At 71.9% G+C, this 26,652-nt stretch carries 25 protein-coding genes, 1 tRNA gene and 6 pseudogenes; 22 read left to right on the forward strand and 10 right to left on the reverse strand.

What is annotated here, in order from left to right:
* The first annotated feature begins 206 nt into the window (after positions 1–206).
* The gene (gene fdh, locus ACZ60X_RS09525; RefSeq protein ID WP_469595469.1) at positions 207–3,467 is read left to right on the forward strand and encodes a formate dehydrogenase; all 3,261 of its coding nucleotides are present in this window, start codon (positions 207–209) and stop codon (positions 3,465–3,467) included.
* Positions 3,468–3,497: 30 nt separating this feature from the next.
* On the opposite strand, the gene selD is transcribed toward fdh, so the two are convergent.
* The gene (selD, locus tag ACZ60X_RS09530; protein ID WP_469595471.1) at positions 3,498–4,511 is read right to left on the reverse strand and encodes a selenide, water dikinase SelD; all 1,014 of its coding nucleotides are present in this window, start codon (positions 4,509–4,511) and stop codon (positions 3,498–3,500) included.
* A 34-nt stretch (positions 4,512–4,545) separates the two neighbouring features.
* Between selD and ACZ60X_RS09535 the strand changes: the two genes are divergently transcribed.
* A tRNA-Sec gene (locus ACZ60X_RS09535) sits at positions 4,546–4,638 on the forward strand.
* Positions 4,639–4,673: 35 nt separating this feature from the next.
* Here ACZ60X_RS09535 and ACZ60X_RS09540 read toward each other — a convergent pair.
* Positions 4,674–4,886: pseudogene (locus ACZ60X_RS09540) on the reverse strand (SelB domain-containing protein); the annotation flags it as partial.
* Here ACZ60X_RS09540 and ACZ60X_RS09545 point away from each other — a divergent pair.
* On the forward strand, positions 4,809–5,306 hold the full coding sequence (locus ACZ60X_RS09545) for a hypothetical protein (RefSeq protein ID WP_469595475.1): 498 nt from the start codon (positions 4,809–4,811) through the stop codon (positions 5,304–5,306). The pseudogene ACZ60X_RS09540 and the gene ACZ60X_RS09545 overlap by 78 nt on opposite strands.
* 636 nt (positions 5,307–5,942) lie before the next feature.
* On the opposite strand, the pseudogene ACZ60X_RS09550 reads toward ACZ60X_RS09545, so the two are convergent.
* Both ACZ60X_RS09550 and selA read right to left on the reverse strand, forming a co-directional pair.
* A pseudogene (locus ACZ60X_RS09550) lies at positions 5,943–6,416 on the reverse strand (GTP-binding protein); the annotation flags it as partial.
* Between the two features lie 11 nt (positions 6,417–6,427).
* A complete protein-coding gene (selA, locus tag ACZ60X_RS09555) occupies positions 6,428–7,756 on the reverse strand; it encodes an L-seryl-tRNA(Sec) selenium transferase (protein ID WP_469595477.1) in 1,329 nt (442 codons plus the stop codon).
* Between the two features lie 362 nt (positions 7,757–8,118).
* Here selA and ACZ60X_RS09560 point away from each other — a divergent pair, with 362 nt between their 5' ends.
* The 12 genes from ACZ60X_RS09560 to ACZ60X_RS09615 all read left to right on the forward strand — a co-directional run bounded on the left by ACZ60X_RS09560 (position 8,119) and on the right by ACZ60X_RS09615 (position 16,064).
* Positions 8,119–8,490 carry a gas vesicle protein GvpO gene (locus ACZ60X_RS09560; protein ID WP_469595480.1) on the forward strand — a complete coding sequence of 124 codons (372 nt, stop codon included), beginning with the start codon at positions 8,119–8,121 and terminating at the stop codon, positions 8,488–8,490.
* Positions 8,491–8,560: 70 nt separating this feature from the next.
* Complete coding sequence (locus tag ACZ60X_RS09565; RefSeq protein ID WP_469595483.1) at positions 8,561–8,992, forward strand: gas vesicle structural protein GvpA; 432 nt, start codon at positions 8,561–8,563, stop codon at positions 8,990–8,992.
* On the forward strand, positions 8,989–9,759 hold the full coding sequence (locus ACZ60X_RS09570; protein ID WP_469595486.1) for a GvpL/GvpF family gas vesicle protein: 771 nt from the start codon (positions 8,989–8,991) through the stop codon (positions 9,757–9,759). The genes ACZ60X_RS09565 and ACZ60X_RS09570 overlap by 4 nt, the downstream gene beginning before the upstream one ends.
* A 29-nt stretch (positions 9,760–9,788) precedes the next feature.
* Positions 9,789–10,046, forward strand: coding sequence for a gas vesicle protein GvpG (locus ACZ60X_RS09575; RefSeq protein ID WP_469595488.1), 258 nt, complete (start codon positions 9,789–9,791; stop codon positions 10,044–10,046).
* A gap of 2 nt (positions 10,047–10,048) precedes the next feature.
* Complete coding sequence (locus ACZ60X_RS09580; protein WP_469595987.1) at positions 10,049–10,714, forward strand: DNA primase; 666 nt, start codon at positions 10,049–10,051, stop codon at positions 10,712–10,714.
* The gene (locus tag ACZ60X_RS09585; RefSeq protein ID WP_469595491.1) at positions 10,711–11,931 is read left to right on the forward strand and encodes an SRPBCC family protein; all 1,221 of its coding nucleotides are present in this window, start codon (positions 10,711–10,713) and stop codon (positions 11,929–11,931) included. The genes ACZ60X_RS09580 and ACZ60X_RS09585 overlap by 4 nt, the downstream gene beginning before the upstream one ends.
* The gene (locus ACZ60X_RS09590; protein ID WP_469595494.1) at positions 11,928–12,263 is read left to right on the forward strand and encodes a gas vesicle protein; all 336 of its coding nucleotides are present in this window, start codon (positions 11,928–11,930) and stop codon (positions 12,261–12,263) included. Before ACZ60X_RS09585 ends, ACZ60X_RS09590 begins: the two co-directional genes overlap by 4 nt.
* On the forward strand, positions 12,260–13,015 hold the full coding sequence (locus ACZ60X_RS09595; protein WP_469595496.1) for a GvpL/GvpF family gas vesicle protein: 756 nt from the start codon (positions 12,260–12,262) through the stop codon (positions 13,013–13,015). Before ACZ60X_RS09590 ends, ACZ60X_RS09595 begins: the two co-directional genes overlap by 4 nt.
* Positions 13,012–13,200, forward strand: a complete 189-nt coding sequence (locus tag ACZ60X_RS09600; RefSeq protein WP_469595499.1) for a gas vesicle protein — start codon at positions 13,012–13,014, stop codon at positions 13,198–13,200. Before ACZ60X_RS09595 ends, ACZ60X_RS09600 begins: the two co-directional genes overlap by 4 nt.
* Positions 13,197–13,478: a gas vesicle protein K gene (locus ACZ60X_RS09605; RefSeq protein WP_469595502.1), complete on the forward strand. Its 282-nt coding sequence runs from the start codon at positions 13,197–13,199 to the stop codon at positions 13,476–13,478. The genes ACZ60X_RS09600 and ACZ60X_RS09605 overlap by 4 nt, the downstream gene beginning before the upstream one ends.
* A gap of 811 nt (positions 13,479–14,289) precedes the next feature.
* Positions 14,290–14,814: a transglycosylase SLT domain-containing protein gene (locus tag ACZ60X_RS09610; protein WP_469595504.1), complete on the forward strand. Its 525-nt coding sequence runs from the start codon at positions 14,290–14,292 to the stop codon at positions 14,812–14,814.
* Positions 14,815–15,101: 287 nt separating this feature from the next.
* Positions 15,102–16,064, forward strand: coding sequence for an SDR family NAD(P)-dependent oxidoreductase (locus ACZ60X_RS09615; RefSeq protein ID WP_469595507.1), 963 nt, complete (start codon positions 15,102–15,104; stop codon positions 16,062–16,064).
* On the opposite strand, the pseudogene ACZ60X_RS09620 reads toward ACZ60X_RS09615, so the two are convergent.
* The 3 genes and pseudogenes from ACZ60X_RS09620 to ACZ60X_RS09630 form a co-directional block, all read right to left on the reverse strand.
* Positions 16,061–17,139, reverse strand: a pseudogene (locus ACZ60X_RS09620) (phosphotransferase enzyme family protein). The gene ACZ60X_RS09615 and the pseudogene ACZ60X_RS09620 overlap by 4 nt on opposite strands.
* Before the next feature lie 36 nt (positions 17,140–17,175).
* Entirely contained in the window at positions 17,176–17,382 is a 207-nt protein-coding gene (locus ACZ60X_RS09625) for a hypothetical protein (protein ID WP_469595509.1), read from the reverse strand.
* A gap of 111 nt (positions 17,383–17,493) precedes the next feature.
* Positions 17,494–18,066 carry a TetR/AcrR family transcriptional regulator gene (locus tag ACZ60X_RS09630; RefSeq protein WP_469595514.1) on the reverse strand — a complete coding sequence of 191 codons (573 nt, stop codon included), beginning with the start codon at positions 18,064–18,066 and terminating at the stop codon, positions 17,494–17,496.
* A 113-nt stretch (positions 18,067–18,179) separates the two neighbouring features.
* Here ACZ60X_RS09630 and ACZ60X_RS09635 point away from each other — a divergent pair, with 113 nt between their 5' ends.
* The 3 genes from ACZ60X_RS09635 (at position 18,180) to ACZ60X_RS09645 (ending at position 21,058) form a co-directional block, all read left to right on the forward strand.
* Complete coding sequence (locus ACZ60X_RS09635; RefSeq protein WP_469595516.1) at positions 18,180–19,064, forward strand: SDR family oxidoreductase; 885 nt, start codon at positions 18,180–18,182, stop codon at positions 19,062–19,064.
* Positions 19,065–19,365: 301 nt separating this feature from the next.
* Entirely contained in the window at positions 19,366–19,842 is a 477-nt protein-coding gene (locus ACZ60X_RS09640) for a WD40 repeat domain-containing protein (RefSeq protein WP_469595519.1), read from the forward strand.
* 814 nt (positions 19,843–20,656) lie between these two features.
* Positions 20,657–21,058: an antibiotic biosynthesis monooxygenase family protein gene (locus ACZ60X_RS09645; RefSeq protein ID WP_469595522.1), complete on the forward strand. Its 402-nt coding sequence runs from the start codon at positions 20,657–20,659 to the stop codon at positions 21,056–21,058.
* A 419-nt stretch (positions 21,059–21,477) separates the two neighbouring features.
* On the opposite strand, the gene ACZ60X_RS09650 is transcribed toward ACZ60X_RS09645, so the two are convergent.
* The gene (locus ACZ60X_RS09650; RefSeq protein WP_469595525.1) at positions 21,478–22,668 is read right to left on the reverse strand and encodes a cytochrome P450; all 1,191 of its coding nucleotides are present in this window, start codon (positions 22,666–22,668) and stop codon (positions 21,478–21,480) included.
* A gap of 463 nt (positions 22,669–23,131) precedes the next feature.
* On the opposite strand from ACZ60X_RS09650, the gene ACZ60X_RS09655 reads away from it, so the two are divergent.
* From ACZ60X_RS09655 to ACZ60X_RS09665, 3 genes are all read left to right on the forward strand, one after another.
* Complete coding sequence (locus ACZ60X_RS09655) at positions 23,132–23,593, forward strand: winged helix-turn-helix transcriptional regulator (RefSeq protein ID WP_469595527.1); 462 nt, start codon at positions 23,132–23,134, stop codon at positions 23,591–23,593.
* Positions 23,594–23,663: 70 nt separating this feature from the next.
* Positions 23,664–24,515 (forward strand): alpha/beta fold hydrolase, encoded by an 852-nt coding sequence (locus ACZ60X_RS09660; RefSeq protein WP_469595529.1) that lies wholly within the window; start codon positions 23,664–23,666, stop codon positions 24,513–24,515.
* A gap of 46 nt (positions 24,516–24,561) precedes the next feature.
* Positions 24,562–24,981 carry a nuclear transport factor 2 family protein gene (locus tag ACZ60X_RS09665; protein WP_469595531.1) on the forward strand — a complete coding sequence of 140 codons (420 nt, stop codon included), beginning with the start codon at positions 24,562–24,564 and terminating at the stop codon, positions 24,979–24,981.
* A 17-nt stretch (positions 24,982–24,998) separates the two neighbouring features.
* On the opposite strand, the pseudogene ACZ60X_RS09670 reads toward ACZ60X_RS09665, so the two are convergent.
* Positions 24,999–25,276, reverse strand: a pseudogene (locus ACZ60X_RS09670) (ChaB family protein); the annotation flags it as partial.
* A gap of 78 nt (positions 25,277–25,354) precedes the next feature.
* Between ACZ60X_RS09670 and ACZ60X_RS09675 the strand changes: the two are divergent.
* Positions 25,355–25,960: pseudogene (locus tag ACZ60X_RS09675) on the forward strand (pirin family protein); the annotation flags it as partial.
* Position 25,961: 1 nt separating this feature from the next.
* On the opposite strand, the pseudogene ACZ60X_RS09680 reads toward ACZ60X_RS09675, so the two are convergent.
* Positions 25,962–26,378, reverse strand: a pseudogene (locus tag ACZ60X_RS09680) (amidohydrolase family protein); the annotation flags it as partial.
* Positions 26,379–26,652 lie beyond the last annotated feature (274 nt).

Below are 26,652 nucleotides of genomic sequence, written 5' to 3' on the forward strand. Positions count from 1 at the left end.
GGCCCGTGCGCGCCGCCGGCGGCACGCCCGCCCTGGGGACCGCTGTCACGCAGACCTTCGGGGATGCCGTCCTGCCGGGTCCGCGCGAGAATCGTGCGCGGGAGGAGGCGTGCGAGCGGGAGCGGTCCGGTACGGGACGTCACCTCGCGGGCCCGCCCGGCGCGCGACCCGCCGTCCGCACAGGAACGGAACGGGAGGACTGAGCCATGGGCGTACGCACCTGGATCGACTCCTGGCCGGTCTACCGCCAGCTCACCGGGACGGACCCACTGGGCCGCGGGGCCGCTGCCCAGAGCGCGGTCAGCGCACGGCTGTCCCCGCGCGTCGCGAGCGCCGACCGGGTCGTGAAGTCGGTCTGCCCCTACTGCGCCGTGGGCTGCGGCCAGAACGTCTACGTCGAGGACGGCCAGGTCACGCAGATCGAGGGCGATCCCGACTCCCCGATCTCCCGCGGCCGGCTCTGCCCCAAGGGCGCGGCCAGCCTCCAGCTGACCACCGGGGACGCCCGCGAGCACCACGTCCTCTACCGGCGCCCGCACGGCACCGGGTGGGAGCGCCTCGACCTGGACACGGCGATGGGCATGATCGCCGACCGGGTCATCGCGGCCCGGCGCGCGGGCTGGCAGTGGGAGGTCGACGAGACCCGCACCCGGCGCACCCTCGGCATCGCGAGCCTGGGCGGGGCCACGCTGGACAACGAGGAGAACTACCTGATCAAGAAGCTGTTCACGGCGCTCGGCGCGATCCAGATCGAGAACCAGGCACGTGTTTGACACTCCTCCACCGTTCCCAGTCTGGGAACCTCGTTCGGACGCGGCGGCGCGACCACCTTCCAGCAGGACCTACAGAACTCCGACTGCATCGTCATCCAGGGCTCGAACATGGCCGAATGCCATCCGGTCGGGTTCCAGTGGGTGATGGAGGCCAAGGCCCGCGGTGCGAAGCTGATCCACGTCGACCCGCGGTTCACCCGCACCAGCGCGCTCGCCGACGTACACGTGCCGCTGCGCGCGGGCACCGACATCGCCTTCCTCGGCGGGATCATCAACTACGTGCTGGAGCACGAGAAGTACTTCCGCGACTACGTCGTGGCGTACAGCAACGCCCCGGTGATCCTCCGGGAGGACTTCCGGGACACGGAGGACCTGGCCGGGATCTTCTCCGGGCTCGACACCGAGAACCGAAGTTACGACAACAGCAGCTGGCAGTACGAGGGCACCGAGATCCAGGCGGCCTCCGGACAGCGCGACGAGGAGTACGACAAGCGCACCGGCCGCGGCAGTTCCGTGACCGAGGCGGCGCGCGGCGAGGCGCACGGGTCCGGCGGCGCGGTGATCGGCGAGGGAGAGCCGGAGCGGGACGAGACCCTCAGCCATCCGCGCTGCGTCTTCCAGGTCCTCAAGCGGCACTACGCCCGCTACACCCCCGGGATCGTCGAGGAGATCTGCGGGGTGCCGCAGGATCTCTTCCGCCAGGTGTGCGAACTGGTCACCCAGAACTCCGGCCGCGACCGGACGACGGCCTTCGCCTACGCGGTCGGCTGGACCCAGCACACGGTGGGCGTGCAGTACATCCGCGCGGCGGCCGTGCTCCAGACCCTGCTCGGCAACGTCGGCCGCCCGGGCGGCGGCATCCTGGCACTGCGCGGACACGCCTCCATCCAGGGCTCGACGGACATCCCGACCCTGTTCAACCTGCTGCCGGGCTACATCCCGATGCCGCACGCGCACCAGAACCAGGACCTGGACGCGTTCGTCGAGGCCGAGGCCGCCCACAAGGGCTACTGGGGCAACATGCGCTCGTACCTGGTGAGTCTGCTCAAGGCGTACTGGGGCGACGCGGCGAACGACGAGAACGACTTCTGCTTCGACTACCTGCCCCGGCTCACCGGCTCCCATTCGGCCTACGAGACGGCCATGGCCCAGCGCGAGGGCACCTGCAAGGGCTACTTCCTGTACGGCGAGAACCCGGCGGTGGGCAACGCCAACTCCAAGCTGATGCGGCTCGGCATGGCGAACCTGGACTGGCTGGTCGTCCGGGACTTCTCGCTGATCGAGTCGGCGACCTGGTGGAAGGACGGCCCCGAGATCGAGACGGGCGAACTGCGCACGGAGGACATCCGGACCGAGGTGTTCTTCCTGCCGGCGGCCGCGCACACCGAGAAGGACGGCAGCTTCACCAACACCCAGCGGCTGCTGCAGTGGCACCACCAGGCGGTCGAGCCGCCCGGCGAAGCGCGCAGCGACCTGTGGTTCACGTACCACCTGGGGCGGATCATCCGCGAGAAGCTCGCCGGGTCCACCGCTGACATGGACCGGCCGGTGCTCGACCTGGCCTGGGACTATCCGACGAAGGGAATGATCGCCGAACCGGACGCGGAGGCCGTGCTCGCCGAGATCAACGGCCGGGACGCCGAGGGCAGGCCGCTGTCCTCGTACGAGCAGCTCGAGCCCGACGGCTCGACCGCCTGCGGCTGCTGGATCTACTGCGGTGTATACGCCGACGGCGTCAACCAGGCGGCCCGCCGCAAGCCGGGCCGGGAACAGGACTGGGTGGCCGCCGAGTGGGCCTGGGCCTGGCCGGCCAACCGCCGCATCCTGTACAACCGGGCCTCCGCCGACCCCGAGGGCAGGCCGTGGAGCGCGCGCAAGGCGCTGGTGTGGTGGGACGCGGAACAGGGCGAGTGGGCCGGGCACGACGTGCCCGACTTCAAGAAGGACAAGTCGCCCGATCACGAACCGCCCGAGGACGCGACCGGGCCGGAGGCCCTGTCGGGCCGGGACCCGTTCATCATGCAGGCCGACGGCAAGGCCTGGCTGTACGTGCCGTCCGGACTCACCGACGGCCCGCTGCCCACCCACTACGAACCCCAGGACTCGCCGTTCCCCAACCTGCTGTACGACCAACAGCGCAACCCTGTGCGGCAGTTGCTGCCCACGGTTCCGGACAACCGCTATCAGCCGAGCGCCGGTGAACCGGGCTCGGAGGTGTTCCCGTACGTCGCCACCACCTACCGGCTCACCGAGCACCACACGGCGGGCGGCATGTCCCGCTGGCTGCCCTATCTGGCGGAGCTGCAACCGGAGTTCTTCTGCGAGGTCTCGCCCGAACTGGCCGCCGAGCGCGCTCTGGAGCACGCCGGCTGGGCGACGATCGTCAGCGCGCGGGGCGTCATCGAGGCGCGGGTGCTGGTCACCGACCGGATGGCCCCGCTGACCGTGCACGGGCGCAGGCTGCACCAGATCGGGCTGCCCTACCACTGGGGCCCGAACGGCTACACCACGGGCGACGCGGCCAACGAACTGCTGCACCTGTCCCTCGACCCCAACACGCACATCCAGGAGGCGAAGGCGTTCGCCGTCGACATCCGCCCCGGACGGCGCCCGCGCGGCCCCGCGTCGGTGGAGCTGGTGCGTGCCTACCGGGCACGGGCGGGCATCGACGAGCACACGGGCACGGAGCCCTGACCAGCGCGGCAGGACGGGGGAGTGCGCTGGTCAGCGCAGTACGAGGGAGTGCGGCCCGCGCGGGACGAGTTCCCCGATCACCGGCGCCCCCGGCACCTCCCCGGCGACCAGCAGTCCGCCGGAGGTCTGGGCGTCGGCCAGCAGCAGCCGGGTGCCGGCGTCGGTGGCACCGAAGTCGGTGTGCGGCGCCACCCACTCCAGGTTGCGCCGGGTGCCGCCGCTGACGTACCCGTCGCGCACCGCTTCCCGGGCGCCCTCCAGATACGGCACCGCCGCCGTGTCGATCACCGCGCTCACGCCGGAGGCGCGGGCCAGCTTGTGCAGATGGCCGAGGAGACCGAAGCCGGTGACGTCGGTGGCGCAGGTCGCCCCGGCGGCCAGGGCGGCGGCGCAGGCGTCCCGGTTCAGGGCCGTCATCGTGGCGATCGCCTGCTCGAACCGCTCGCCGGTCGCCTTGTGCCGGTTGTTCAGTACCCCGAGGCCCAGCGGCTTGGTCAGGGACAGTGGCAGGCCGGGACGCCCGGTGTCGTTGCGCAGCAGCCGCACCGGATCGGCGACACCGGTGACGGCCATCCCGTACTTCGGCTCCGGGTCGTCCACGCTGTGGCCGCCACCGACGTGGCAGCCGGCTTCCGCGGCCACCTCCAGACCGCCGCGCAGCACCTCCCGCGCCAGCTCGAACGGCAACCGGTCGCGCGGCCAGGCCAGCAGGTTCACGGCGACCAGCGGCCGGCCGCCCATCGCGTACACGTCGGACAGGGCGTTGGCCGCGGCGATGCGCCCCCAGTCGTAGGGGTCGTCGACCACGGGCGTGAAGAAGTCGGCGGTGGACACCAGGGCCGTGCCCTCCTGCCCGGGCAGCGTGACCACGGCCGCGTCGTCGCCCGTGGCCACACCGACCAGCAGGGCGCCGCCGCCGACCGGCCGTGAGGGCCGGAGCCCGGTGACGACCTCCTCCAGCTCACCGGGCGGGATCTTGCAGGCACAGCCGCCGCCGTGCGCGAACTGCGTGAGTCGTACGGCGGCCTGGCGGGTCGGTGTCATACGCGGCTCCCGGGGAACTAGCGTGGCGGTCGGTGGAGGCGTGTGGGTGCCTGGTGGCCCTCCCGGTCTTCAAAACCGAGGTGCCCGAGGATCTCGGGCAGGCAGGTTCGATTCCTGTCCGCCTCCGCTCCCCGCACGGGTCCGGCAGCGTCTGCGCCGGTCGTCCACGCGCTCCGTGTACCCCCGCGCGTCCAGGAACTCCAGCAGCGGCACGGCCACCCGGCGCGTGGTGTCCAGCGCCTGCCGGGCCTCGCTGAGCGTGAACGGCTGCGGCAGCCGGGCGAGCACGTCGGCGGCGTGCGTGTCCGCGCCGGGCAGCAGCACGATCCCGTCGGCCACCCGCAGCAGCGCCCCGGCCGCCTCGGCGGCGGCCACCGCCTTGCGGTCGAGCCCCAGCCGGGCCAGCCGGTCGGCCTCCGGCGCCCGGAAGGGCGCGCCCGCCAGATCCCCGCGTACGGCGTCCACGGCGGCCCGGACGCCGGGCGGAAGGGCGGGCCGGAGGCTGTCGCCCGCGTACAACCGGCCCTGGCGCAGCGTGAGTCGCGGGGCGGCCGCGGCGAGGGCGTCGACCAGCGCCCGGTCGGGCAGGCCCAGCAGGCGCCGGGCGGCCTCCGTCGGCAGGCCGGGGTGCAGGGCGTCCTCCTCGGCGTGCCGGGTCACCTCGTGGACGAGCCTGTCACGCAGCCGCGCCCAGAGGGCCGGGTCGGCGAGCCAGTCCCCGGCGACGGCGTCGGCCGACGCGGGAACGCCCATCGCGAGCAGCTCCGAGCGCCGGACGAGCCCGCGCCGCCGTAGCTCCGCCGTCACGTCCGGACGGCCGGTCATGGCCGTGAGCTGGGCCGCGCGGGCGCGCCCCGCGCCTCGCCGGGACAGCCGGGGCGGGCGGACGTCCAGCACGGTCGCGGCGCAGGGCACCCGCCGGCCTCCCGGCTCCCGCAGCACCGCGCGGTCGCCGACCCGCAGCGGCAGTGCCCGGCCCAGGGTGAGCCGCGCCGTGTCCTCGCCCAGCGGGCGGACGGTCACCGGGACGGCCGCGGTGCCGAGGTGCAGCGTGACGGTCCGGGGCAGATCGGCCACGGGTGCCCCGGTGACCCGTACGTCCACGAGCCCGGTACGCAGCCAGCGCTCCGGCGCAAGCAGCACGTCACCCCGCCGCAGCCCGGCCGCGCCGGGCCCGTGCACGTTGACGGCCACCCGCGCCACACCGCTGACGGCGGCCCGGTCCTCGTTCAGGGACTGCAGGCCGCGCACCCGCAGCGGGGTCGTACCGTCGCCGGTCACCAGCCGGTCCCCGACGCGCAGGGTGCCGGCCCCGAGCGTGCCCGTGACGACGGTGCCGTGGCCGCGCACCGTGAAGGACCGGTCCAGCCACAGCCGGACGTCGGCGTCGGCGGGCGGCACGGGGAGGCGGGCCGCCAGCCGAGCCAGCTCGGCGCGCAGGTCGTCGAGCCCGGCCCTCGTCAGCGAGCTGACCGCGACGGCGGGCACGGCGCCGAGCGAGGTGGCGGCCATGCGCCGGAGCGCGTCGGTCATCGCCGGTCCGGGATCCGCCAGGTCGCTGCGCGTCACCGCGAGGACGGCGTGCCGGACGCCGAGCGCGTCGAGGACCGCCAGATGCTCCTGCGACTGCGGTTGCCAGCCCTGGTCGGCGGCCACCACGAAGAGCACCGCCGGCACCGGCCCGACCCCGGCCAGCATGGTCGGCACGAACCTCTCGTGGCCCGGTACGTCCACGAAGGCGACCGGCTCGCCGTCCGCCGGGATCCGCGTCCACACGAACCCGAGATCGAGGGTGAGCCCCCGGCGCCGCTCCTCCTCGAAGCGGTCCGGTTCCATGCCGGTGAGCGCCCGGACCAGGGCGGACTTGCCGTGGTCGACGTGCCCCGCGGTGGCCAGTACCCGCATGGCGCCCGCCCTTACCGCTGTGCCGCCGCGCGGACCGCTTCGGCCAGCCGCGCGTCGTCCTGCGGGGGCACCGCCCGCAGATCGAGCAGACAGCGCCCCGCCTCCAGCCGACCGACGACCGGCGCGCGTCCGGTGCGCAGGACGGCCGCGAACGGCTCCGGCAGGGACAGCGCGGCACTGGGCAGCGCGACCCCCGGCGCCCCGCCCCCGCCGACCGTCGCCGAGCTGTCGACCGCCCGTGCGTCGACGCCCTGCGCGCTCAGGCCGGCGGCGAGCCGGTCGGCTCGGGCGCGCAGGGCGCCGGGGTCCGCGGCCAGCGCGTCCGCGGTCGGGGTGGGCGGCCCGGTGAGGGTGGCCTCCAGGGCCGCCAGGGTCAGCTTGTCCACACGCAGGGCGCGGGCCAGGGGGTGCCGGGCGAGGGTGCGGACCAGATGCTCGTCGCCGAGCAGCAGCCCGCACTGGGGGCCGCCGAGGAGTTTGTCGCCGCTCGCGGTGACGAGGGAGGCGCCGGCGCGCAGCTCGGTGTCGGCATCCGGCTCCTCGGGCAGCAGCGGATGCGGGACGAGCAGCCCGGAGCCGATGTCGACGACGACGGGTACGCCCAGTGCGGCGAGTTCACCGACGGCTGCGGCGCGGGTGAAGCCGGTGATGCGGAAGTTGGAGGGGTGCACCTTGAGCACGAACCCCGTCTCCGGACCGATCGCGGTCGCGTAGTCGTCGGCGGTCGTGCGGTTGGTGGTGCCGACCTCGCGCAGCCGGGCGCCCGTGGCGACCAGCAGGTCCGGCAGCCGGAATCCGTCGCCGATCTCCACCATCTCGCCGCGGCTGACGACGATCTCCCGGCCCGCCGCGAGCGCGGTGGCGGCGAGCACCAGCGCGGCGGCGCCGTTGTTGACGACGTGCACGGCCCCCGCGGACGGCACCCGGTCGTGCAGCGCGCGCAGGGCCGTACGCCCCCGCCGGGCCCGTACCCCGGTGGCCAGGTCCAGTTCCACGTCGGTCGGCCCCGCCGCCTCGGCCACCGCACGCCGGGCGGCGGCCGACAGCGGCGCCCGGCCCAGGTTGGTGTGCAGCAGCACGCCCGTGGCGTTGATCACCGCGTGCAGTCCACACGCCGTGTCCGGCAGCAGCGCCACCGCCTCGTCGGGCACGTCCTCCGGCGCGACCCGACCGGCCCGCGCCCGCTCCTGCGCCTCCCGGACGGCGGCCTTCACGACCGGCGCGCCGAGCCGGCCGGCCGCCTCGGCCAGCCGTGGATCACGCAGGAGGACATCGGTCCGCGGCACCCGCCGCCGTACGCCGGGACCCGGCCGCGCGGACCCGCCGACGGGGCCGGACACCGCCGACGGGCACCCGTGCGCACCTGCGTCTGTCTGCTCCGCCGAGCCCCGCCGATCCATGCGGCCCGTGCTCCTCCCGCCGGTCTCCGACTGCCCGAGAACGCCCATCGTCCTCCAGTGCCCCGCACCGGCCGCCCGACACGCCCGGCCGCGCGGCTGATCCGGTGAGAGGCCGCGGGGCAGGGCGCAGGCGCCCGCGGAGGCGCCGGCCCACCTGACGATCTCTCATCCACGGCATTCCTCGTACGCCCGGGCGGCACGCGCGGGCGGAGCGGCATGCCCGAGCCGCGCCCGCGCCCGCAGGCATCCGGGCCTGAATGTTTGGCCATGGGATGACGGGCCACCCGCCCTGAGAGGTGGCCATGTCGAACACAAAGAACACATCCCAGTCACAGAGCTCACGGGAACCCCATGACTCACAGGAGTCTCAGGAGGAGAGGCGGTCCGCGCCGGACGAGCGGCGGCCGGCCCCCATCGAGGTCCTGCGCCGAGCGCGCAGCCAACTCGCCGAATTCACGGGGCTCGCCCCCGAGTCGGTGACCTCCTTCGAACCGACCGAGGACGGATGGACGCTCGAGATGGAGGTCATGGAAATCGCCAGGGTCCCCGACACGATGAGCCTCATGGCGAGCTACCAGGTCGAACTCGACCACAACGGGCGGCTCACCGGATACCGGCGCGTCCAACGCTACGAACGTGGTCGCTCCGACGCGCGCCGGCCCGGCGGCCGCTAGGCCGCCCGCCCGTCGGCCGCGCTCCCCGAGCCACCCTGACAGCGACTACTCAAGAGGAGGAACGGCCCGCATGACCGTTGTCCCGGCACAGCAGACCACAGGCGGAGGCGGCAGTAGTGGCCTCTATGACGTACTCGAACTGGTTCTGGACAGGGGACTCGTCATCGACGCCTTCGTCCGGGTCTCCCTGGTCGGTATCGAGATCCTGAAGATCGACGTCCGCGTCGTGGTGGCCAGCGTCGACACGTATCTGCGCTTCGCCGAGGCGTGCAACCGCCTCGACCTGGAGTCCGGACCGAACAAGAGCCCCGGCCTGCCGGAGATCGTCGGTGAGGTCACCGAGTCCGGAGCCCGCGGCAAGTCCAAGGGCGCCCTGTCCGGCGCGGCGGAGACCGTCTCCGACGCCTTCAGGCAGGCCCGCGAGAAGAGTGAGGAAGCCCGGCCCCGCGCCCGTAAGGCGACGGCCCGCCGCAAGGAGGAGGAGAAGGAGGGGCAGGAGTGAGCACCTACGTCTACGGGATCACCGCCCGCTCGCACCCCGCGCCGCCCGAGGGCCTGACCGGCGTCGGCGAGCCGCCCCGACCGGTGCGGGTCCTCACGGCCGGCGAGCTGACGGCCGTCGTCAGCGACGCCCCCGACGGCCTGCGGCCCAAGCGGCGGGACCTGCTCGCCCATCAGAACGTCCTCGCCGAGACCGGCGCGGGCGGCAGTGTGCTCCCGATGCGCTTCGGGAACATGGCCCCCGACGACGACACCGTGACCCACGTACTCGCCGAGCGGGCCGAGCACTACCTGGAGCGGCTGAAGGCCCTGGACGGCAAGGTCGAGTACAACGTCAAGGCGAACCACGTCGAAGAGGCGGTCCTGCACCGCGTGATGGCCGAGGACGCCGAGCTGCGCTCCCTCGCCGAGGCCAACCGCCGTGCGGGCGGCGGAAGTTACCAGGACAAGCTCCGCCTCGGCGAGCTGGTCGCGGCCGCCGTCAAGGCCAAGGAGGCCGAGGACGCCGCGCAGGTGCGGGAGCGGCTGGAGCCGGCCGCGGCCGCGGTCAGCGTCGGCCCGGAGTCCACCGGGTGGCTGCTCAACATCTCGTTCCTGGTCGCCCGGGAGGCGGCCGGCGACTTCATGGCCGCCGTCGACGACGTCCGCGATGCCCACCCCCACCTCGAACTGCGCGTCAACGGCCCGCTGCCCCCGTACAGCTTCGTCGAGCCCGGCCCCGCCCAGCCGGCGGCCGACCCGGCCGGAGCTGACACCGGGGCGCGCTGACCGGGCGGCCCGTACGGAAGGAGGAGCCCATGGGACTGATCGGTGAGGTACTGCTGCTGCCGTTCGCACCGGTGCGCGGCAGCGCGTGGGCGATCGGCCAGGTGCTCCGCGAGGCGGAACGGATCTACTACGACCCCGCCACCGTGCGGGCCGAACTGGCACGCCTCGAAGAGCAACTGGAGGCGGGCGAGATCACCGAAGAGGAGTTCGACCACCGGGAGGACGAGCTGCTCGACCGGCTGGAGACCGGCATGCACTCCGGCTACACCACTGGCGACGGGACGTGATGATGAACCGAACGGCACTGGGCCTCGCGCTAGGGGCCGGCTATCTGCTGGGACGGACGAAGAAGCTGAAAATGGCCGTCGCGGTCGGCTCCCTGGTCGCGGGCAAGAAGCTGAACCTGGGCCCCGGAGCCCTCGCCGACCTGGCGCGGCAACAGCTGCGCGACAACCCGCAGTTCAAGGAGATCGGCGAGCAACTGCGGGAGGACCTGAGGGGCGTGGGCAAGGCGGCCTCCGGGGCCATGATCGAGCGGCAGATGAGCACGCTCGCCGACCGGCTGCACGACCGCACTGCTCACGTGCGCGACGAGCTGTCCGGTGCGCTGCCCGAGGCCGGCTCCGACGAGGAGCAGGAGGAGGAGCAGGACGACGAGCGCGAGCAGCAGCGCGACGAGGGGCGGGACGAGGACGACGGCGAGGACCGCGCGGCGCACGGCGGCGGCGACCGCGGCAGCCGAGGCGAGAAGGCGGGTGGCGAGAAGGCGGGCGGCCAGAAGCCGGCCAGGAAGGCCCCGCCGAAGAAGTCCGGTGCCAAGCAGGCCGCGGCGAAGAAGACGGCCCCCGCGAAGAAGGCGGCGGCCAAGAAGACCGGCTCGGCCCGCGGGACCGCCGCCAAGAAGGCGGCCGGCACCCGTGGAGCGGGCGCGCGGAAGGGCGGCGATGACCGATGACCGACACCCGCGGATCCGTGGCCGCCGCGGCCGGCCGTGCCGGGAGGGCTACGGGGGCCGCCAAGGCGGCGACGACGGACAACCCGCTCACCGATCTCGCCCACAGCGAGGCCGCCGACCGGCTGAAGGCCGAGGCCCAGGAGTACCTGGCCGCCCAGGCCCAGCGGCTGCTCACCGGCCTCGGCCGCAAGCTCGGGGAGACCACGGGCAAGCTCAACGACATCGCCGAGGGCAACAGCCCGGGCCTCGGTCGGCTGGCCCTGGAGGGCGGCCGCAAGCTTGCCGAGGGCAAGGGGCCGCTGCGCTCCGCGCTGGAGGTGGGGGCTTCGAGAGTCAAGGAGAACGTCACGGACGCCGTCAAGAACATCGGGGGCGGCAAGAAGAAGGGCGGCGGCTCGAAGCCGACCGTGATCATGGAGTCGGTCGACGTCGGCGTCCCGCTGCGCACGGCCTACGACCAGTGGACGCAGTACCAGGACTTCTCCACCTTCGCCAAGGGCGTCAAGAGTGCCGACCGCACGGACGACACCGGCTCCGACTGGCAGGCCAAGATCTTCTGGTCCAGCCGGAGCTGGAAGGCGCAGACCACCGAGCAAGTGCCCGACCAGCGCATCCAGTGGACGTCGCAGGGCGCGAAGGGCAGCACCAAGGGCGTCGTCACCTTCCACCCGCTCGGCGAGAACCTCACCAGGATCCTGCTGGTCATGGAGTACTACCCGTCCGGCCTGTTCGAGAAGACGGGCAACCTGTGGCGCGCCCAGGGGCGCCGAGCCCGGCTGGACCTGAAGAACTTCGCCCGCTTCATCACCCTGAAGGGAGAGGCGGAGGACGGCTGGCGCGGCGAGATCCGCGACGGCGAGGTGGTCCGCAGCCACGAGGACGCGGTCGAGGAGGAGGAAGCGGAGTCCGGCGAGGACGAGCGGACCGGCGGGGAGGAAGAGCCGGAGGAGTACCAGGACGAGGACTTCGAGAACGGCGAGGAGGAAGAGGAGGAGGAAGAGGAACCGTACGAGGGCGAGTCCGAGGACGCCGCGTACGAGGGAGAGGGCGAGGAATACGAGCCCGAGGAAGACGAGGGTGAGGAGGACGAGGAGGACTACGAGGACGAAGGGACCGGCGCGGACCGAGAGGGCTACGAGCGCGACGAGGACGAGGAGGACGAGGAGGGAGAGGTGGAAGCGGAGCCCGAGTACGCCGAGCGGGGGAGCCGTCGATGACGACGCCCGGCAGGTTCCCTGACCCCTACGCCCACGGCAGTGGAGCCAACCTCGCCGACATCCTGGAACGGGTCCTCGACAAGGGCGTGGTGATCGCGGGGGACATCAGGATCAATCTGCTCGACATCGAGCTGCTCACCGTCAAACTGAGGCTCATCGTGGCTTCGGTCGACAAGGCCAAGGAGATGGGCATCGACTGGTGGGAGAGCGACCCGGCGCTGTCGACTCGGGCCCGGCGGGACCAACTGACGCGGGAGAACGCCGAGTTGCGGGAGCGGCTGGCCCGGCTGGAGGAGCTGGAGCCGGGCCGTGTGCCGAGGGAGGCGCCATGACCGGACTGCGCTACGTCTACGCCGTGTGCCGTCCCTTCGAGGCGCCGCTGCGGCCGGAGCCGACGGGCGTGGCGGGCGCCCCGCCGATGTTGCTGAGCCACCGCGGGCTGGTCGCGGTCGTCGGTACGGTCCCCGGGGCGGACTTTTGCGAGGATGCCCTGAAGGCGCACCTGGAGGACCTGGACTGGCTCGCCGAGACCGCCCGAGCCCACCAGAGCGTGATCGACGCGCTCACCATGGTCACCACCCCGCTGCCCCTCCGGCTCGCGACCGTCTTCCGGGACGACGCCGGTGTGCGCGCCATGATGGAGACGCGCGAGGACGACTTCCGCCGCGTCCTGGACCGGCTGGAAGGCCGGGTCGAGTGGGGTGTGAAGCTGTACCTGGAGCCCGCACCGGACGAACCCGCACCCGCCGCGAAGCCCGCGAGCGGCCGGGACTACCTGCGTCGGCGGCGCGAGAGCAGCCACGCCCAGGAGGAGCAGTGGCAGCACGCCGAGGCGTTCGCCCGGTCCCTCCACGAGCGGCTTTCCCGGCACGCGGAGGATTCGCGCCTGCACGCCCCGCAGAATTCCGCGCTGTCCACGGCACCCGGTCGCAACGTGCTCAACGCGGCCTACCTGGTGCCCCGCGCGCAGTCCGAGGCGTTCGCCGAACTGGTCGACCGTACGAAGGACGAAGCGCCCGGCATCCGTGTGGAACTCACCGGACCGTGGGCCGCCTACTCGTTCGCGGGGGAGGCGGCACCGTGACCGTCGTCGAACGACGCGAGATCGCACTCGTCGACCTGCTGGACCGGCTGCTGGCCGGCGGGGTCGTCGTCACCGGCGACATCACCCTGCGCATCGCGGACGTCGACCTCGTCCGCATCGACCTGAAGGCGCTCATCAGCTCGGTCAACGAGTCCGTCCCCTCGCCCTTCGAGGAGGCTCCGTGACCCCGCGCAACCACCTGGACCTCGAACCGGACACCGTCGAGCGCGACTTGGTGAAGCTGGTGCTCACCGTGGTGGAACTGCTGCGCCAGCTCATGGAGCGGCAGGCGGTGCGCCGCTTCGACACCGGCGAGTTGACCGAGGAGCAGGAGGAGCGGATCGGCCTCACCCTGATGCTCCTGGAGGACCGCATGGCCGAGCTGCGCGAGCGCTACGGGCTGCGTCCGGAGGACCTGAACCTGGACCTCGGCCCCCTCGGGCCGCTGCTTCCCCGCGAGTAGCCACTGCGCCTCAGGCGCCGGTACCGGCTGCCGTAAGCCGTGATCATCCCTGCGCCGCCGCCGCGCCGTCCAGCTCGCTCGACGGCGCGGCGGCGGCTCCGACCGGTGGACCGGCGCGTCCGGTGCCGCCGACGTGACACGCGGCGCTACGTCGTGGGCGCCTTGCCCTCGCTCGTCCCGCGGGTCGACCGCCCCCGACCTGCACGACATAGCCCCCGGGGAACGGGTCCGGCTCGCTCTGTCCGCATGGGCCACCTGACGGCCCGGCGAGAAGTGGTGGTGCTCCACCGCGACTGCGCGACGTCATCGAGCGGGCCCGGCCTGGGCGACCTGCTGCGCTGACGGCAGCCCCGACGCAGTCCACGGCACACGGGACACCTCTGCATCCGCAGTCTCTGCCGTACCCCCAGTACCGCGCCCCTCCGTCGACGGCTCCTTCCCGTCCTATCCGGGCCGATGGCCCTCGGCAGGGTCGCCACCAGGCCTCGGAGGGGCTCGACGCGTGACGCCACCCACAGGACGCAGATCACATCCGAAGCGGCGTCGTAGTCCCGGAACGCCTTGAGCAGGGAATAAACCCTCTAAAGGCTAATATTTCGGGCATTAATCCTATGTGGGGTAGTACGTCACATCATTGCGCTCCGCCCTGGCCGCCGCTAACTATTGCTGTCGTTGCCGGGAGCAAGGCGACGGACCGAGCGAATGACCGCCAGGTCCATCTGATCCCGCTCGCGGCACGGGGCCCCGCCCCACGCGAGTCGCCGACGGCGGCCCGCGCCGACGATGTCCCCCACCGGAGAGTTTCCTACACATGATCAAGACCCCCCGCACCCGCATCGCCCGCCTTCGCACCATCGGCCTCACCGGCCTCGCCACCACCGGCGCCGCGGCCGCCGCCCTCACGCTGATGCCGACGACCGCACAGGCCGCCGAAATGACGCATGCGCACACCGCCAAGGCGGTCACGGCCTCCGCCGGCAGCAGCCGCACCACCTCTCTCCAGAAGGCCGGCTCCGCCGGCAACCTCGACGGCTGGATCAAGCAGTCCCTGCAGATCATGAAGGCCAAGGGCATTCCGGGTAGCTACGAGGGCCTCAAGCGCAACATCATGCGTGAGTCCGGCGGCAACCCGAACGCGCAGAACAACTGGGACGTCAACGCCCACAAGGGCACCCCGTCCAAGGGCCTGCTCCAGGTCATCGACCCGACCTTCAACGCCTACCACGTCGCCGGCACCGCCCACAGCGTCACCGACCCGGTGGCCAACATCACCGCGGCCGCCAACTACGCCGCCCACCGCTACGGCTCCATCGACAAGGTCAACTCCGCCTACTGACAGGCGCGGGGCCTTCGGCACACTGCCGCTCCCGTCAGGGTCCTGGCACAACTCCCTTGCAGGGGCCGCACTGCAGAACGAGGCAGCGGGCGCCGACGCACACACCGCACGGTGATCGGCGCCGCCCGCCCCGAACCGGTCCCATCGGTCACGCCCCACAGGGTGTGCGTGGTGCATCGCGACGCGGCAACAGGACGAAGCCATGAACGGCGGCACCATCGGCACGTGATGGATCCGCGCGGCACGCCCTTGACTTCGAGTGCACTCGAATCCGTAGCGTTCCGCACATGAGCACTGCACAGCACAAGATCGGATCCGGTTTCGGCGCCACCAGCACCGCCGACGACGTCCTGCAGGGCATCGACCTGACCGGCAAGCTCGCCCTCGTCACCGGCGGCTACTCGGGGATCGGCCTGGAGACCACCCGCTCGCTCGTCAAGGCCGGCGCCCACGTGGTCGTGCCCGCCCGCCGCCCGGCCACAGCCGAGCAGGCGTTGACCGGCATCCCCGGAGTCGAACTGGGCGAGCTGGACCTGGCCGACCTGGAGAGCGTGCGCTCCTTCGCCGACCGGTTCCTCGCCTCCGGACGCACCATCGACATCGTGATCGACAGCGCCGGGATCATGGCGTGCCCGGAGACACGCGTGGGGCCCGGCTGGGAGGCCCAGTTCGCGACCAACCACCTCGGCCACTTCGCCCTCGTCAACCGCCTGTGGCCCGCGATCGCGCCGGGCGGTGCCCGGGTCGTCTCCGTCTCCTCCCGCGGCCACCACTTCTCCGGCATCCGCTGGGACGACATCCACTGGCGGCAGGGCTACGACAAGTGGGAGGCGTACGGCCAGGCCAAGACCGCCAACGTCCTGTTCGCCGTCCATCTCGACAAGCTCGGCCGCGACTGCGGTGTCCGGGCCTTCGCCCTGCACCCCGGCGGCATCATCACCCCGCTCCAACGGCACCTGCCCAAGGAGGAGATGATCGAGCGCGGCTGGATCGACGAGGACGGCAACGTGCTCAACCCCGAGGGCTTCAAGACCCCGCCGCAGGGAGCGGCCACCCAGGTGTGGGCGGCGACCTCGCCGCAGCTGGACGGTATCGGTGGCGTCTATCTGGAGGACTGCGACATCGCCGAGCCCACGCCGGAAGGCGCCGAGCGCGTCGGCGTCAAGGACTGGGCGACCGACCCCGAGCAGGCGGCCCGGCTGTGGGAGCTGTCGGCGGAACTGACGGGCGTCAACGCGTTCGCCGCCTAGGCATGCTGTCCCGGAGCTGGGACCCGTCCGCGCCGGCCGCATCCGTCACGGAGCGGCTCGATCTGATGCTGCGGCCCGCACGAGGACGGCCGGACCCACCACACGTCCTCAAGGGCGGCGACCAACTGGGAGACGGCTGTCAGCTCCGGCATGGCACGCACGGTGGCGACGACCTGGTTGCCGGCGAATTCGCGCTGCGCGGCGGTCACGGCCGGGTCGATGGCGCACTCGGCCTGGCCATAGACGGAGGTCCGTCGCGAAGAGCATCGAGAAGGACCGCGGACCGGTGAGGGTCGCCCTGCCTCCGGCGCTCCGATAGGCGCAGGCCAGTCGCCGGGCGGCACCGGTGTCCACCTGGTTGCCGCCCGGCCACACGTACAGGGCGCGCGAGTTCCCGCTCCGCCGAGATCGGCCCGGCGTTGTCCCAGTCGAGGAGGACCGGACCGTCGGGACGGACCAGGACGTTCTGTGGCTGGAGGTCGAGGTGCGACGTGACGATATCCCCGGGATCCGACGCGGTCACCCACTGCGCCAGCTCCCTCGCGGACGTGGCGACGAACCGGCTGAGCGCGTCCGACCACGGCAGGCCTGCCCGCTCCACCTCCTTGAGCAGGTCCTGCCACTCGGCGTCCTGCGGGCACTGCTCGTACCAGGAGGCCGGCGGCTCGCTCGCGCCCGCCCCCGCCGTGTGGAGGAGCGCCATGGTGCTGCCGAACCAGTCCAGGACGGCCGGATCGGACGCCCGCGCCCTGGTTCCGTCGATCCAGTCGTACAGCTTGACGTACGACCCGCCCGCGGACGAGCGGAGCCGGGAGACGTGCCGGCCGCGGCGATCGGGGATGAGCCGCGGCGAGACGACCCCCAGGTTCTCCATGGTCTGTCGCAGTGCGGCCTCCCGCCGGACCTGCTCCTCGTCGCAGCCGAAGAGGAGTTCCTTCACCGCCCAGCACGAGCCGTTGCTGCCGGAGAGCTTCCAGATCTGGCCCAAGGCGCCGCGCGTGACGGGGCTCATCGTCCACGGCCCCGCGCCCAGCGCGTAGGTCCCCGCTGTGAAGTCGGCTGTGCCGTGCCGCATTCAGGCACCTCTCCGGACGCTGATGACCGCCGCCGACTATTCCATCGCGCCGGAGGAAGAGCCTCCGGGCGGGCGCCCTGGAGCCGCTTCGCGGGCGGACCGGGCCGGGCCGGCGGGCCGGCCGGTCGAGGCGCGCACCACCAGGCTGGTGGGCAGTGCGATGTGCCGGGGTTCGCCGTCCGGTTGCCCGATCCGCAGCAGCAGGTCCACGCCCCGGGCGCCCAGCGCTTGCAGAACGGTCAAGGAAGCCAACAAGGCCCTGTGCGAGGGAGGTTCCGGTGCCGGCGGCGACGCCGCGGGCATCCGAGGTGAGCGTGCGTGCGGCACCCGGCCGCAGGACCGGGCGGACACGTTCTAGTCGAGCGCGGCCATCGCGGCGCGGAGTTCCGCGAACGTGTGATGGGTCAGTTCCGTGAGCGTCTGCTGATTGGCGGGATCGGCCCACCGGTCGAAGGCCTGGTGGAAGGCGCGGATGCCGAGTTCGGCGGCGAGGTCCGCGGTCGGCTCCGGTACGCCGCGCTGCCGCAGCGCGTCCGCCATGGCTTCGGCGAGTCGGGCGCGCTTGAGGGCGGAGCGCTCCTGCAGTTCGCTGTTGCCGGCGATGACCGGGCCGAGCCTCGCGCTGAACTCGCGGCGTTCCTCGGTGAAGGTGTCCGTCATCGCGTCGAGTGCCGCGCGGACCGCTTGGAGCGGCGTGGCCGGGCCCGGCGCCGCGGTGACCGCTTCGGTGAGGAGCCGTGCGTGCGTGTCCTGCCCGGCGAAGAGCACCTCCCGCTTGTCGGGGAAGTGCCGGAAGAAAGTCGTCTTGGTCAGACCGGCTCGGTCGGCGATCTGGTGGACGGTGGTGGCGTCGTAGCCCTGTTCCGTGAAGAGGTCGAGTGCGGCGCGCACCAGCCGTTCCCGCGCGTTCGGTTCCCATCGAGCCATGCGAACAGGATAAGTGATGTGACTCGGTGCCGTCACTCGGGCTATGGTGACGGTACCAAGTCACATCACTCGGCTCCGCCCGAGCGCGGCGCCCCATCCCTGGAGAACTCCTGATGCGCGTATTCGTCACCGGTGCCAGCGGCCACATCGCATCCGCGGTGGTGCCCGAACTGGTCCAGGCCGGACACGAGGTCGTCGGCCTGGCGCGGTCCGGTACCTCCGCCGACGCGGTGCGAGCCCTGGGCGCCGAGGTGCGCCGCGGCGACCTCGCAGACCTGGACGGTCTGCGCACGGCCGCGGCCGACGCCGACGCGGTCGTCCACCTCGCGTTCGACCACGGCTCCATAGCTGCCGGAAGGTTCGCCGACGCGGTGGCCGCCGACCTGACCGTGGTGCGGGCACTCGGCGAGGCGCTGGCCGGCACCGGCAAGGCCCTCATCGGCGTCGGCCTCACGCACACCGGCGACGCCAGGCGCGACGCGGCCATCGACGCCAACCCCCGCTCCGCCGTCGCCCGCGCCATCGCCGCACTCACCGAACGCGGTGTGCGTACCGCGCTCGTCGCCGTCCCGCCCGTCACGCACAGCACGCGGGACAGGACCGGCTTCATCCCGAGGCTCATCGGCATCGCCCGCGCCACCGGCGTCTCCGGCTACGTCGGCGACGGCACCAACCGCTGGCCCGCCGGTCACGTCCTGGACGTCGGCCGCCTCTTCCGCCTGGCGCTAGAGAAGGCCCCGGCCGGCTCGCAGCTGTACGCCGCGGCAGAAGAGGGCGTCGCCGTACGGGAGATCGCCGAGACCATCGGCCGCCACCTGGGCGTCCCGGCCGTGAGCATCCCGGCCGAACAGGCCGCGGACCACTTCACGGCCTTCCCGTTCATCACGCTCGACCTCACGATGCCGAACGCGGACACACGGCACGTGCTGGACTGGGAGCCGGTCCACCCCGGACTGATCGCCGACCTGGAGGCCGGTCACTACTTCACCGCCGGCTGAACTCCCGGCGGGAACGGGAACGGGAACGGGAGCGGGCCAGGCAGGGCCGTGCGCGGGTAACCTGCGTTCCACGAAGGGCCGAAGGGGGCGGTGGTGTCGTACCGGATGTTGTGGGCGGCGGGTCCGCACCGCGCCGAGGTGACGGTGCTCGACAGCCGGGCGCAAGCGGTGCAGGCGCTGTGCGCGGTACCGCTGCCCGGCGGAACGCGGCTGGCCGACGGGACGCAGAACGGCCGGATCCGGATCTGGGACCCCGGCACCGGTGAGGAGATCCGGGTCCTGGGGGGACGAGCAGTCAGCGATGTTCGCCCTGTGCGCGGTCCGCGTCGATGGCGAGGTACGGCTGGCCGCCGGTGGCGCGCAGGGAGCGGTGCGGCTGTGGGATCCGCGCACCGGTGAGCTGTCGCGTACGCTGCCCGGGCACGGCGGCCGGGTGGTCAACGGGCTCTGCGCGGTGCCGCTCGGTGACCGCGTGCTGCTGGCGAGCGGCGGGGACGACGGCGCGGTGCGCCTGTGGGACACCGGCACCGGAAGGACCGAGCAGGTGCTGAGCGGCCACCAGGACTGGGTCAGCGCGCTGTGCCCGCTGTCCATCGGCGGGCGCACGCTGCTGGCCAGCGGCAGCAAGGACCGGTCGGTGCGCATGTGGGACCTGGCGGGCTTCCGGTGTGTGGCCGACATCCCCGTCCACTCCCCGGTGTCCGCGCTCGCGGCAGCCGAGGACCGGCTCTTCGCCGCCACCTCGGGCGGGCTGCTCGGCCTCGCCATCGGCGACTGACCCGCAGGGCCGGGACGCGGGCTTGCGCTGGCGGTCCGGGCGGCTCAGTGGGGGAGGGCACGCGGGGACCGCTGCCGGGGCAGTTCGTCACGGAAGCCGGAGACGGCGGTGCTGATCTGGCGCATCAGGACGGTCTGTTCCAGCCGGTCGAGGTACCTAACAAAACCGGTCCGACATCGGACCGGCAGGCCGATCAGAGCAGACCCGCGCCGCCGTCGACATCGAGGAAGGCGCCGTGGACGAAGGCCGGGGCGCCGGCCGCGACGTACGCCACCGCCCCGCCGACGTCCCGGGGCAGGCCGGCAGGCCGGAGCCGGGCCGGAACGGCGGAAGCGGTACCGGACGCCCGCGGATCGCCACCCAGCGCGGCCTCTGTTCGGGTACGACCGGCCCAGGCGGGACCGTGTGGACGCGGACACCGGTGTTGAGCACCGCGTCGAAGGACGTGCCGGTGGACCACGACACCCAGCGGGCGCGGATCGCCCATCGCCGGTCCACGGCCCCGCATCAGACCTTTCCGATGAGCGACGCGGACCTCACGCACTGGAGGTCTCTGTTCGAAGAGCCCGACGCCCGGGAACTCGGTGGGGACGAGGTCGGGGGGCGCCTCGCGGCTGGACGGGGTGGCTGGAGTGGGCCGCCGCTCGGTGGCCGTGGCTCGCATGAGGGCCCGACCGACCCCGGCGCCGGCCGAACCGCGGACCTGGCGCATCGGCTGGAACGTTCCGAGGAACGGGCCGCCGGCCTCCGAGGGATTCGGCGCCGGGGAGGAGGGTGGGCCGGTCACCGGATAACAGGGTTGTGAGTTCACGCGGTGCGCGAGATCGTTCGAGGCGATGCTGCCGGTGTCGTCTTTTGGAGGACCTTCGTGACCGATGTTGCGCCCGCGTCGCTGCCCGCCCCGCCGTACTACGCCGTGGTCTTCACCGCCGTGCGCACCGTCGGCGACAACGGATATGCGGAGACAGACGAGAGGTTGATGAAACTGGCCGCCGACCAGCCGGGATTCCTCGGTGTCGATTCCGCTCGCGGTGCCAATGGCCTGGGGGTCACGGTGTCGTACTGGAGGGACGAGGACTCGATTGCCGCTTGGCGGGATCACGCGGAGCACGCCTTCGCGCGTGCGCAAGGACGCGAGCACTGGTATGCCTCGTTCTCGCTCCACGTGGCCAGGGTCGAGCGCGCCTACGGGTTTACCCGCCCGGCAGAGGTATAGATGCCACCGCTGCCGCGATGGGCTGTTCGAGCTGCCGAGCCGTCGCCGTCGGCATCCTCACGGAACCCGCCCGCCAGCCGGGAACCGAGGCCGCCCACACCTTGAGCGACGCGCTCAGCCGCCCCTGGCCCGCCGCTGCCGTGGAGCATCTGGGGGCGCCCGCGGGCAACCCATTTTTCCGCCCGGCCCGCCGACGAGCCCGGCCCGCCGACGAGCCCGGCCCGCCGACGAGCCCGGCCCGCCGACGAGCCCGGCCCGCCGACGAGCCCGGGCCGCGCCACGGCCCCGTCGTGGGCAAGGGCCACATCGCGTGCCGCCGTGGCGAGTTGTGCCTCGGGCGTGCTCCACCGAGGTTGATCCCACTCTCCTTGGGTGCCGGCGGCCGGGCGATCGTACGCGGCCTCGCCGCCGGCTCCCTGTCACACGTCCCAGGTGACAGGCAGGCTCTTCACCCCGTAGATGTCCGCGGTCTCCGGGCGCAGGGCGACCTCTTCGGCGGATACGGCCAGGCGCAGCGTGGGGAAGCGGTTGAGCAGCGCGGGGAAGGCGACCCGCATCTCGACGCGGGCCAGTTGCTGTCCCAGGCACTGGTGGATGCCGTGGCCGAAGGCCAGGTGGCCGCCTTCCTGCCGGCTCAGGTCGAGCGCGTGGGGATCGGTGAAGCGTTCGGGGTCGCGGTTTGCGGTGTGGTACGACAGGACGACCGTCGTACCGGCCTCGATGGTCTGGCCGGCCACCTCGACGTCCACCAGCGCCGTCCTCATGAACGTCTTGGCGACGCTCAGGTACCGCAGCAGTTCCTCCACGGCTCGGTCGGTCAGGGCGGGATCGGCGCGCAGTGCGGCCAACTGCGCCGGGTTGCGCAGCAGTGCGAAGGTGCCGAGCGCCAGCATGTTCGCGGTGGTGTCGAACCCGGCGGCCAGCAGGATCAGGGCGATTCCCCTCAGTTCCTCGTCGGTCAGATCGCTGTCGGTGAGGTCGCTGAGCACGTCGTCGGTGGGGTTGGTGCGCTTGGCGGCGACCAGGTGCGCGAGGTAGTCCTGGGTCGCGGTGTAGGCCGCTATCAGCTCCTCCTCGCTCGTCTCGCCGCCGAGGAACGCGTCGATCTGCTCCTGGAAGGAGCCCCGGTCCTCGTACGGCACCCCCAGCAGCTCACAGATGATGATGGCGGGGATGGGCCTGGCGAACGCGGTGACCAGGTCCGTCGGCGGCCCGGCCTTCTCCATGGCGTCCAGGCAGTCGTCGGTGATCCGCTCGACGCGCTCGGTGAGCTGTCGCATCCGCCGTACGGTGAACTTGCCCATCAGCGGTTTCCGGTAGCGCATGTGCTGCGGTTCGTCCATGAGCAGGAACTCGCCGGGTGGTGCGGGAGGAACCTCGAAGTCGCCCACGTTCAGGAGTTCCTTGCGCGAGCTGAACCGTGAGTCGGCCAGCACCGCCCTGACCGCGTCGTATCCGGTGATCAGCCAGCCGGGTTTTCCCTCGGGATGGGTGTAGCGGCTGATGGAGCCGTGACGGCGGGCTTCGACCAGCTCTGCCGGCGGGTCGAAGGGGCAGCCGGGCTGACGCACCGTCGGGAGCGTCGTGACGGTGTGGAGGGAATCGTCCATGGCCATTCCTCGCCTCGCGATAGTGCGTGTTTAGAATGTTCGAAAGCTACGTTGCGTTCATGATTCTGTCCATTGATGAAACGCTACATCCCAGGTAAATCTCAGGAAATTGATGCAATGACGATGGGTCGAATGCAACGATGCGTTGCAATGGTTGGCAGCGAAGGCAATGGCGGCGAAGAGTCGCGGACGGCGGTCGTCCGGGCCGCCGGCACGGTGGTCGCGTCGCACGACACCATCTGGCCGATCGCGGTGTCCAGAGGCCTGGCCGTCACAGAAAGCCGCGGCAGCAGTCGGCCGAAGGGGTCGGGGGGTTCGGCCCTGGCCTGCCGGGCGATCTCTGCACGGATGCCCAGGGCGGGAGCTTGTCCCTCGGCGGGTTTGGCGCGGTAGGGGCACAAGACCCTACGGAAAGAGGAGTAGTTTCGGATTGCTACCAGATGCCGTCAGTCGAGGAGTCGTCATGGCCGGGCACCAGCAACACGTCAGTTACGAGCACGGGCAGGCGTTTCTCGCCGCGATCTCGGAGCGCTGGAACTACCAGATCCTCAGAGAGGTCTTCTTCGGGGTCGGTCGGTTCGGGGAACTCAAGCGCGCCTTGGGGATCTCGGCAACCATGCTGACCGTGCGGCTCAACACCCTCACGGAGATGGGGCTGTTGGAGAAGCGGGCGTACCGGCCGGACAAGGCGTGGTACGAGTACCGGCTCACCCACGCCGCACGAGAACTGGTCGTGCCGGCGATCGTCGCGGTCACCCGCTGGGCGGAGAGCCGGGCCGATGGGCGGGGCCTCGACGCCCGCCCCCTGTTGCACACGGCCTGCGGCCGCAAGACCGAGCCCTATCTCGCGTGCAGCAGCTGCCGCGAGCCCATCGACGCCTCCGCCCTCGTGCCTCTGGAACCGGAGCATGGCGAGAATTCGTAGCCTCCGAACTCGCCTAGTAGCGATACGCTACTAGTACGGATGATGTACCGGCTGGGAGGAGTGGTTCAGGATGAAGGCCAACGCGCTGGACAGTGCCACCGAGGAACTCGTGCCGACCTCGCTCGGGCTGCTGAACGTACGCACAGGTGGCCGCGGCGACGGGCCGGTCATGGTCTGCTGGCCGAGCCTGATGATGGACGGCACCATGTGGGAGTACCAGTACGAGCACTTTTCCGCGACCCACCGCATGGTGCTCATCGACAGCCCCGGTCACGGCAAGTCCGAGGCGCTGAGGAAGATCATCGACCTCAAGGACTGCGCCGACGCGCTCGTGGAGGTCCTCGACGCGCTCGGCATCCGGAGCTGCGTGCTGGTCGGCAACAGCTGGGGCGGCATGCTCGCCGGGGTCTTCCCTGCCTACTACCCGCAGCGGACCACCGCGGCAGTGGCCATCAACTGCACGGCCTCGCTGCCCACCACGTGGGAGAGCGTGTGGGCCACGGCGCTGGCCACCTACCTGTCGCTGCACGCCAAGATGCCGGAGCTGGCCGCCAAGGCCGCGCGCGCGGCCTTCGCCGGGCCGACCGCGGAGGCCGACAACCCGGAATTCCTCGCATTCACCGGCTCCGTCCTGCGCGATGATCCCAAGTCGGTCGCGTGGGCCCTGCGCAGCATCCTGATCGGCCGCAAGGACGAGCACCGCCGACTTGCCACGATTCCGGCGGACATCCCCGTGCTGGTCGTCGCCGGTGAAGAGGACAGCCAGTTCCCCGTCCATGTCGTGAGGAAGATGGCCGACGCCATCAAGGGCAGTACCTTCCGTGTCCTGCCGCACACCGGTCACCTCGCCGCCCGCGAGAACCCCCGCGAGGTCAACGCTGAGATCGACGCCTTCCTCGCGAGCCTGCCCGCCGCGGCCTGACGGACTGTCGAAGACGACAACGGAGACGACAACGGAGACCACAACGATGAGCACCGCGACGCCCTCCGCGGCACCCGAGTGGGTGCTGCGCATCATGCAGGAGATCGACACACTGAGCTTCGGTGACGGCTTCGCGCGCGTCACGGACAGCACCGAGATGTACTTCGGGACCGAGCACGTGGTCGGCGCCGAAGCCATCAAGGCCTTTTTCGTCAGGATCGACGAACCGCTGGACATCACTCACCGCGTACTGGAGTTCTGGACCGCTGCCGACGGCGTCCACCTCCTGCGCGGAGAGGCCACCATGGCGAAGAAGGCCCAGCCCGACAGGACCGTCCGAGCACCCTTCATGCACATCTTCTACCTGGACACGGACGGCACGGACGGCGAGAAGCCGGGAGCGCCTGCGCACATCAGGACATGGCGCATCACCGCCGGCCCGCTGCGGACCGACTCGGTCATGTGAGACGGCCGCTTCGGGAGTCAGACTGAACGGGCCGCGCGTGTCCGGGAACCGCTGGCCTTGCGGACTGCGTCGAGCAACTGGGACTTCGGCATACGCGAGCGCCCTCTGATCTCCTGCCGCCGGTCGAGATCGTAGAGGTGTTCCTTGCCGGCCTGTTCATCCACGCCCTCGCCGCTGCGTCCGCCCTGCTGCCGGGGCGGGTCGAGCGTGGATCGGAGGGGCCCTTACGGCCACCTTCCTTGCGCTCCCAGTGGTCGCCGACCTTCTCGTGCGTGTGCTTGAGCGCACCATAGGCGTCACCGGCAGTACGTCGTCGGCGGCACGCCGCAGCAGCGCCACCGCCTCCTCCTCCCCGGGCCCGGCACCCCGCAGTATGTGCGACACCGCGTCGATCGGCCGGTGGCCCGCGGCGACGAGCAGGCCCGCCGCCTCGCGGTGCGGCGCTTGCGGGCCGAGGGCGGGATGTCCACGTAGACGGCCTGACGCAGCAGTCGTGCCGGAAGGCCAGGTGATCCGGGAGGTACTGACCCCGCGCGACGTGCCCCTCGGCGGCCCCCGCGCCATGACCGTGCGGCGCACACTGCCCCAGCGCGCCCGGGCCCTGATCGGCGCATGGTGCTTCGCGGACCACTACGGCCCCGACGACGTCGCGGAGACCGGAGGCATGGACGTCGCCCCGCATCCGCACACCGGACTCCAGACGGTCAGCTGGCTCTTCACCGGGGAGATCGAGCACCGGGACAGCCTGGGCAGCCACGTCTTCGTGCGGCCCGGAGAGCTGAACCTGATGACCGGCGGGCACGGCATCGCCCACTCCGAGGTCTGCACCGCGCGCACCACCGTCCTGCACGGCGTCCAGTTGTGGGTGGCGCTGCCCGAGGAGCACCGGCACACCGCACGCGACTTCCAGCACCATGTTCCCGAGCCCGTACGGGTCGGCGGGGCGGAGATCAGGGTCTTCCTCGGCTCCCTCGCCGGGGCCGCCTGAGGACGGTGGACTGGTACAGGTGCAGGACGAACACGATGTGTCGGCAACGGTGGCGTTCAGTTCCGTGACAGTCGGCAGCCGTCGCTCGGCGAACTGCTCTGCCGACCAACCGCCCACCACCGCCACCCACTGACCCTTCGGGGTGCGGGCGGCCTGCTCCCGCGGCATCGCCAGCCCCTGACGGAGCGTGGGGACCCGTCCCAGCGCGGCTCCAGCACATAGGTGAGCCCGCCGCGAAGCAGATGGGCGTCGTTGGGCCCTGGGACCATCCGTCGGCCGAGCGCGTCGACGGCCCTCGTCGCGGCCCGATGCGCGGGGCCATGTCCTGGGCGTCACCGACGACCGTGATGACACCGCTGGTGACGACGAACGCCTCGGCCTGCGGGCGGCTCGGATCCCCGGTGTGGATTCTCGTGTTGCGGCCCCCTTTCGGAACGGGTGACGTCGATGTCCGCTGTGTCGGTCCGGCGGACGAGGAGAGCGGAGATGGCGCGGGTGTTCGCTGCGGAAATCCCTGGGCGAATCACGGCCGCTGAGCAGACGCCAGGCCGGGTGGACACCGCCGTGTGTGCTCTCAGCCCACGGGAACCTTGCTCACAGCGCACGGCCGACGAGTGAACTCCGGTCAGGTGGGCGGAGATTCCGTGCGCTACCGGAACATCGGAGGTGCGCTGGGGGACAAC

Source organism: Streptomyces sp. NPDC104106, assembly GCF_055584345.1.

Excerpts from the sequence above, each read along its gene's own strand:
- ACZ60X_RS09640 (WP_469595519.1), top strand. The coding sequence starts at position 19,366 with ATGTTCGCCCTGTGCGCGGTCCGCGTCGATGGCGAGGTACGGCTGGCC.
- ACZ60X_RS09610 (WP_469595504.1), top strand. The coding sequence starts at position 14,290 with ATGATCAAGACCCCCCGCACCCGCATCGCCCGCCTTCGCACCATCGGC.
- ACZ60X_RS09650 (WP_469595525.1), bottom strand. The coding sequence starts at position 22,668 with ATGGACGATTCCCTCCACACCGTCACGACGCTCCCGACGGTGCGTCAG.
- ACZ60X_RS09655 (WP_469595527.1), top strand. The coding sequence starts at position 23,132 with ATGGCCGGGCACCAGCAACACGTCAGTTACGAGCACGGGCAGGCGTTT.
- ACZ60X_RS09615 (WP_469595507.1), top strand. The coding sequence starts at position 15,102 with ATGAGCACTGCACAGCACAAGATCGGATCCGGTTTCGGCGCCACCAGC.
- ACZ60X_RS09665 (WP_469595531.1), top strand. The coding sequence starts at position 24,562 with ATGAGCACCGCGACGCCCTCCGCGGCACCCGAGTGGGTGCTGCGCATC.
- ACZ60X_RS09630 (WP_469595514.1), bottom strand. The coding sequence starts at position 18,066 with ATGGCTCGATGGGAACCGAACGCGCGGGAACGGCTGGTGCGCGCCGCA.
- ACZ60X_RS09580 (WP_469595987.1), top strand. The coding sequence starts at position 10,049 with ATGAACCGAACGGCACTGGGCCTCGCGCTAGGGGCCGGCTATCTGCTG.
- selD (WP_469595471.1), bottom strand. The coding sequence starts at position 4,511 with ATGACACCGACCCGCCAGGCCGCCGTACGACTCACGCAGTTCGCGCAC.
- ACZ60X_RS09575 (WP_469595488.1), top strand. The coding sequence starts at position 9,789 with ATGGGACTGATCGGTGAGGTACTGCTGCTGCCGTTCGCACCGGTGCGC.
- ACZ60X_RS09590 (WP_469595494.1), top strand. The coding sequence starts at position 11,928 with ATGACGACGCCCGGCAGGTTCCCTGACCCCTACGCCCACGGCAGTGGA.
- ACZ60X_RS09565 (WP_469595483.1), top strand. The coding sequence starts at position 8,561 with ATGACCGTTGTCCCGGCACAGCAGACCACAGGCGGAGGCGGCAGTAGT.
- ACZ60X_RS09585 (WP_469595491.1), top strand. The coding sequence starts at position 10,711 with ATGACCGACACCCGCGGATCCGTGGCCGCCGCGGCCGGCCGTGCCGGG.
- ACZ60X_RS09595 (WP_469595496.1), top strand. The coding sequence starts at position 12,260 with ATGACCGGACTGCGCTACGTCTACGCCGTGTGCCGTCCCTTCGAGGCG.
- ACZ60X_RS09635 (WP_469595516.1), top strand. The coding sequence starts at position 18,180 with ATGCGCGTATTCGTCACCGGTGCCAGCGGCCACATCGCATCCGCGGTG.
- ACZ60X_RS09560 (WP_469595480.1), top strand. The coding sequence starts at position 8,119 with ATGTCGAACACAAAGAACACATCCCAGTCACAGAGCTCACGGGAACCC.
- ACZ60X_RS09660 (WP_469595529.1), top strand. The coding sequence starts at position 23,664 with ATGAAGGCCAACGCGCTGGACAGTGCCACCGAGGAACTCGTGCCGACC.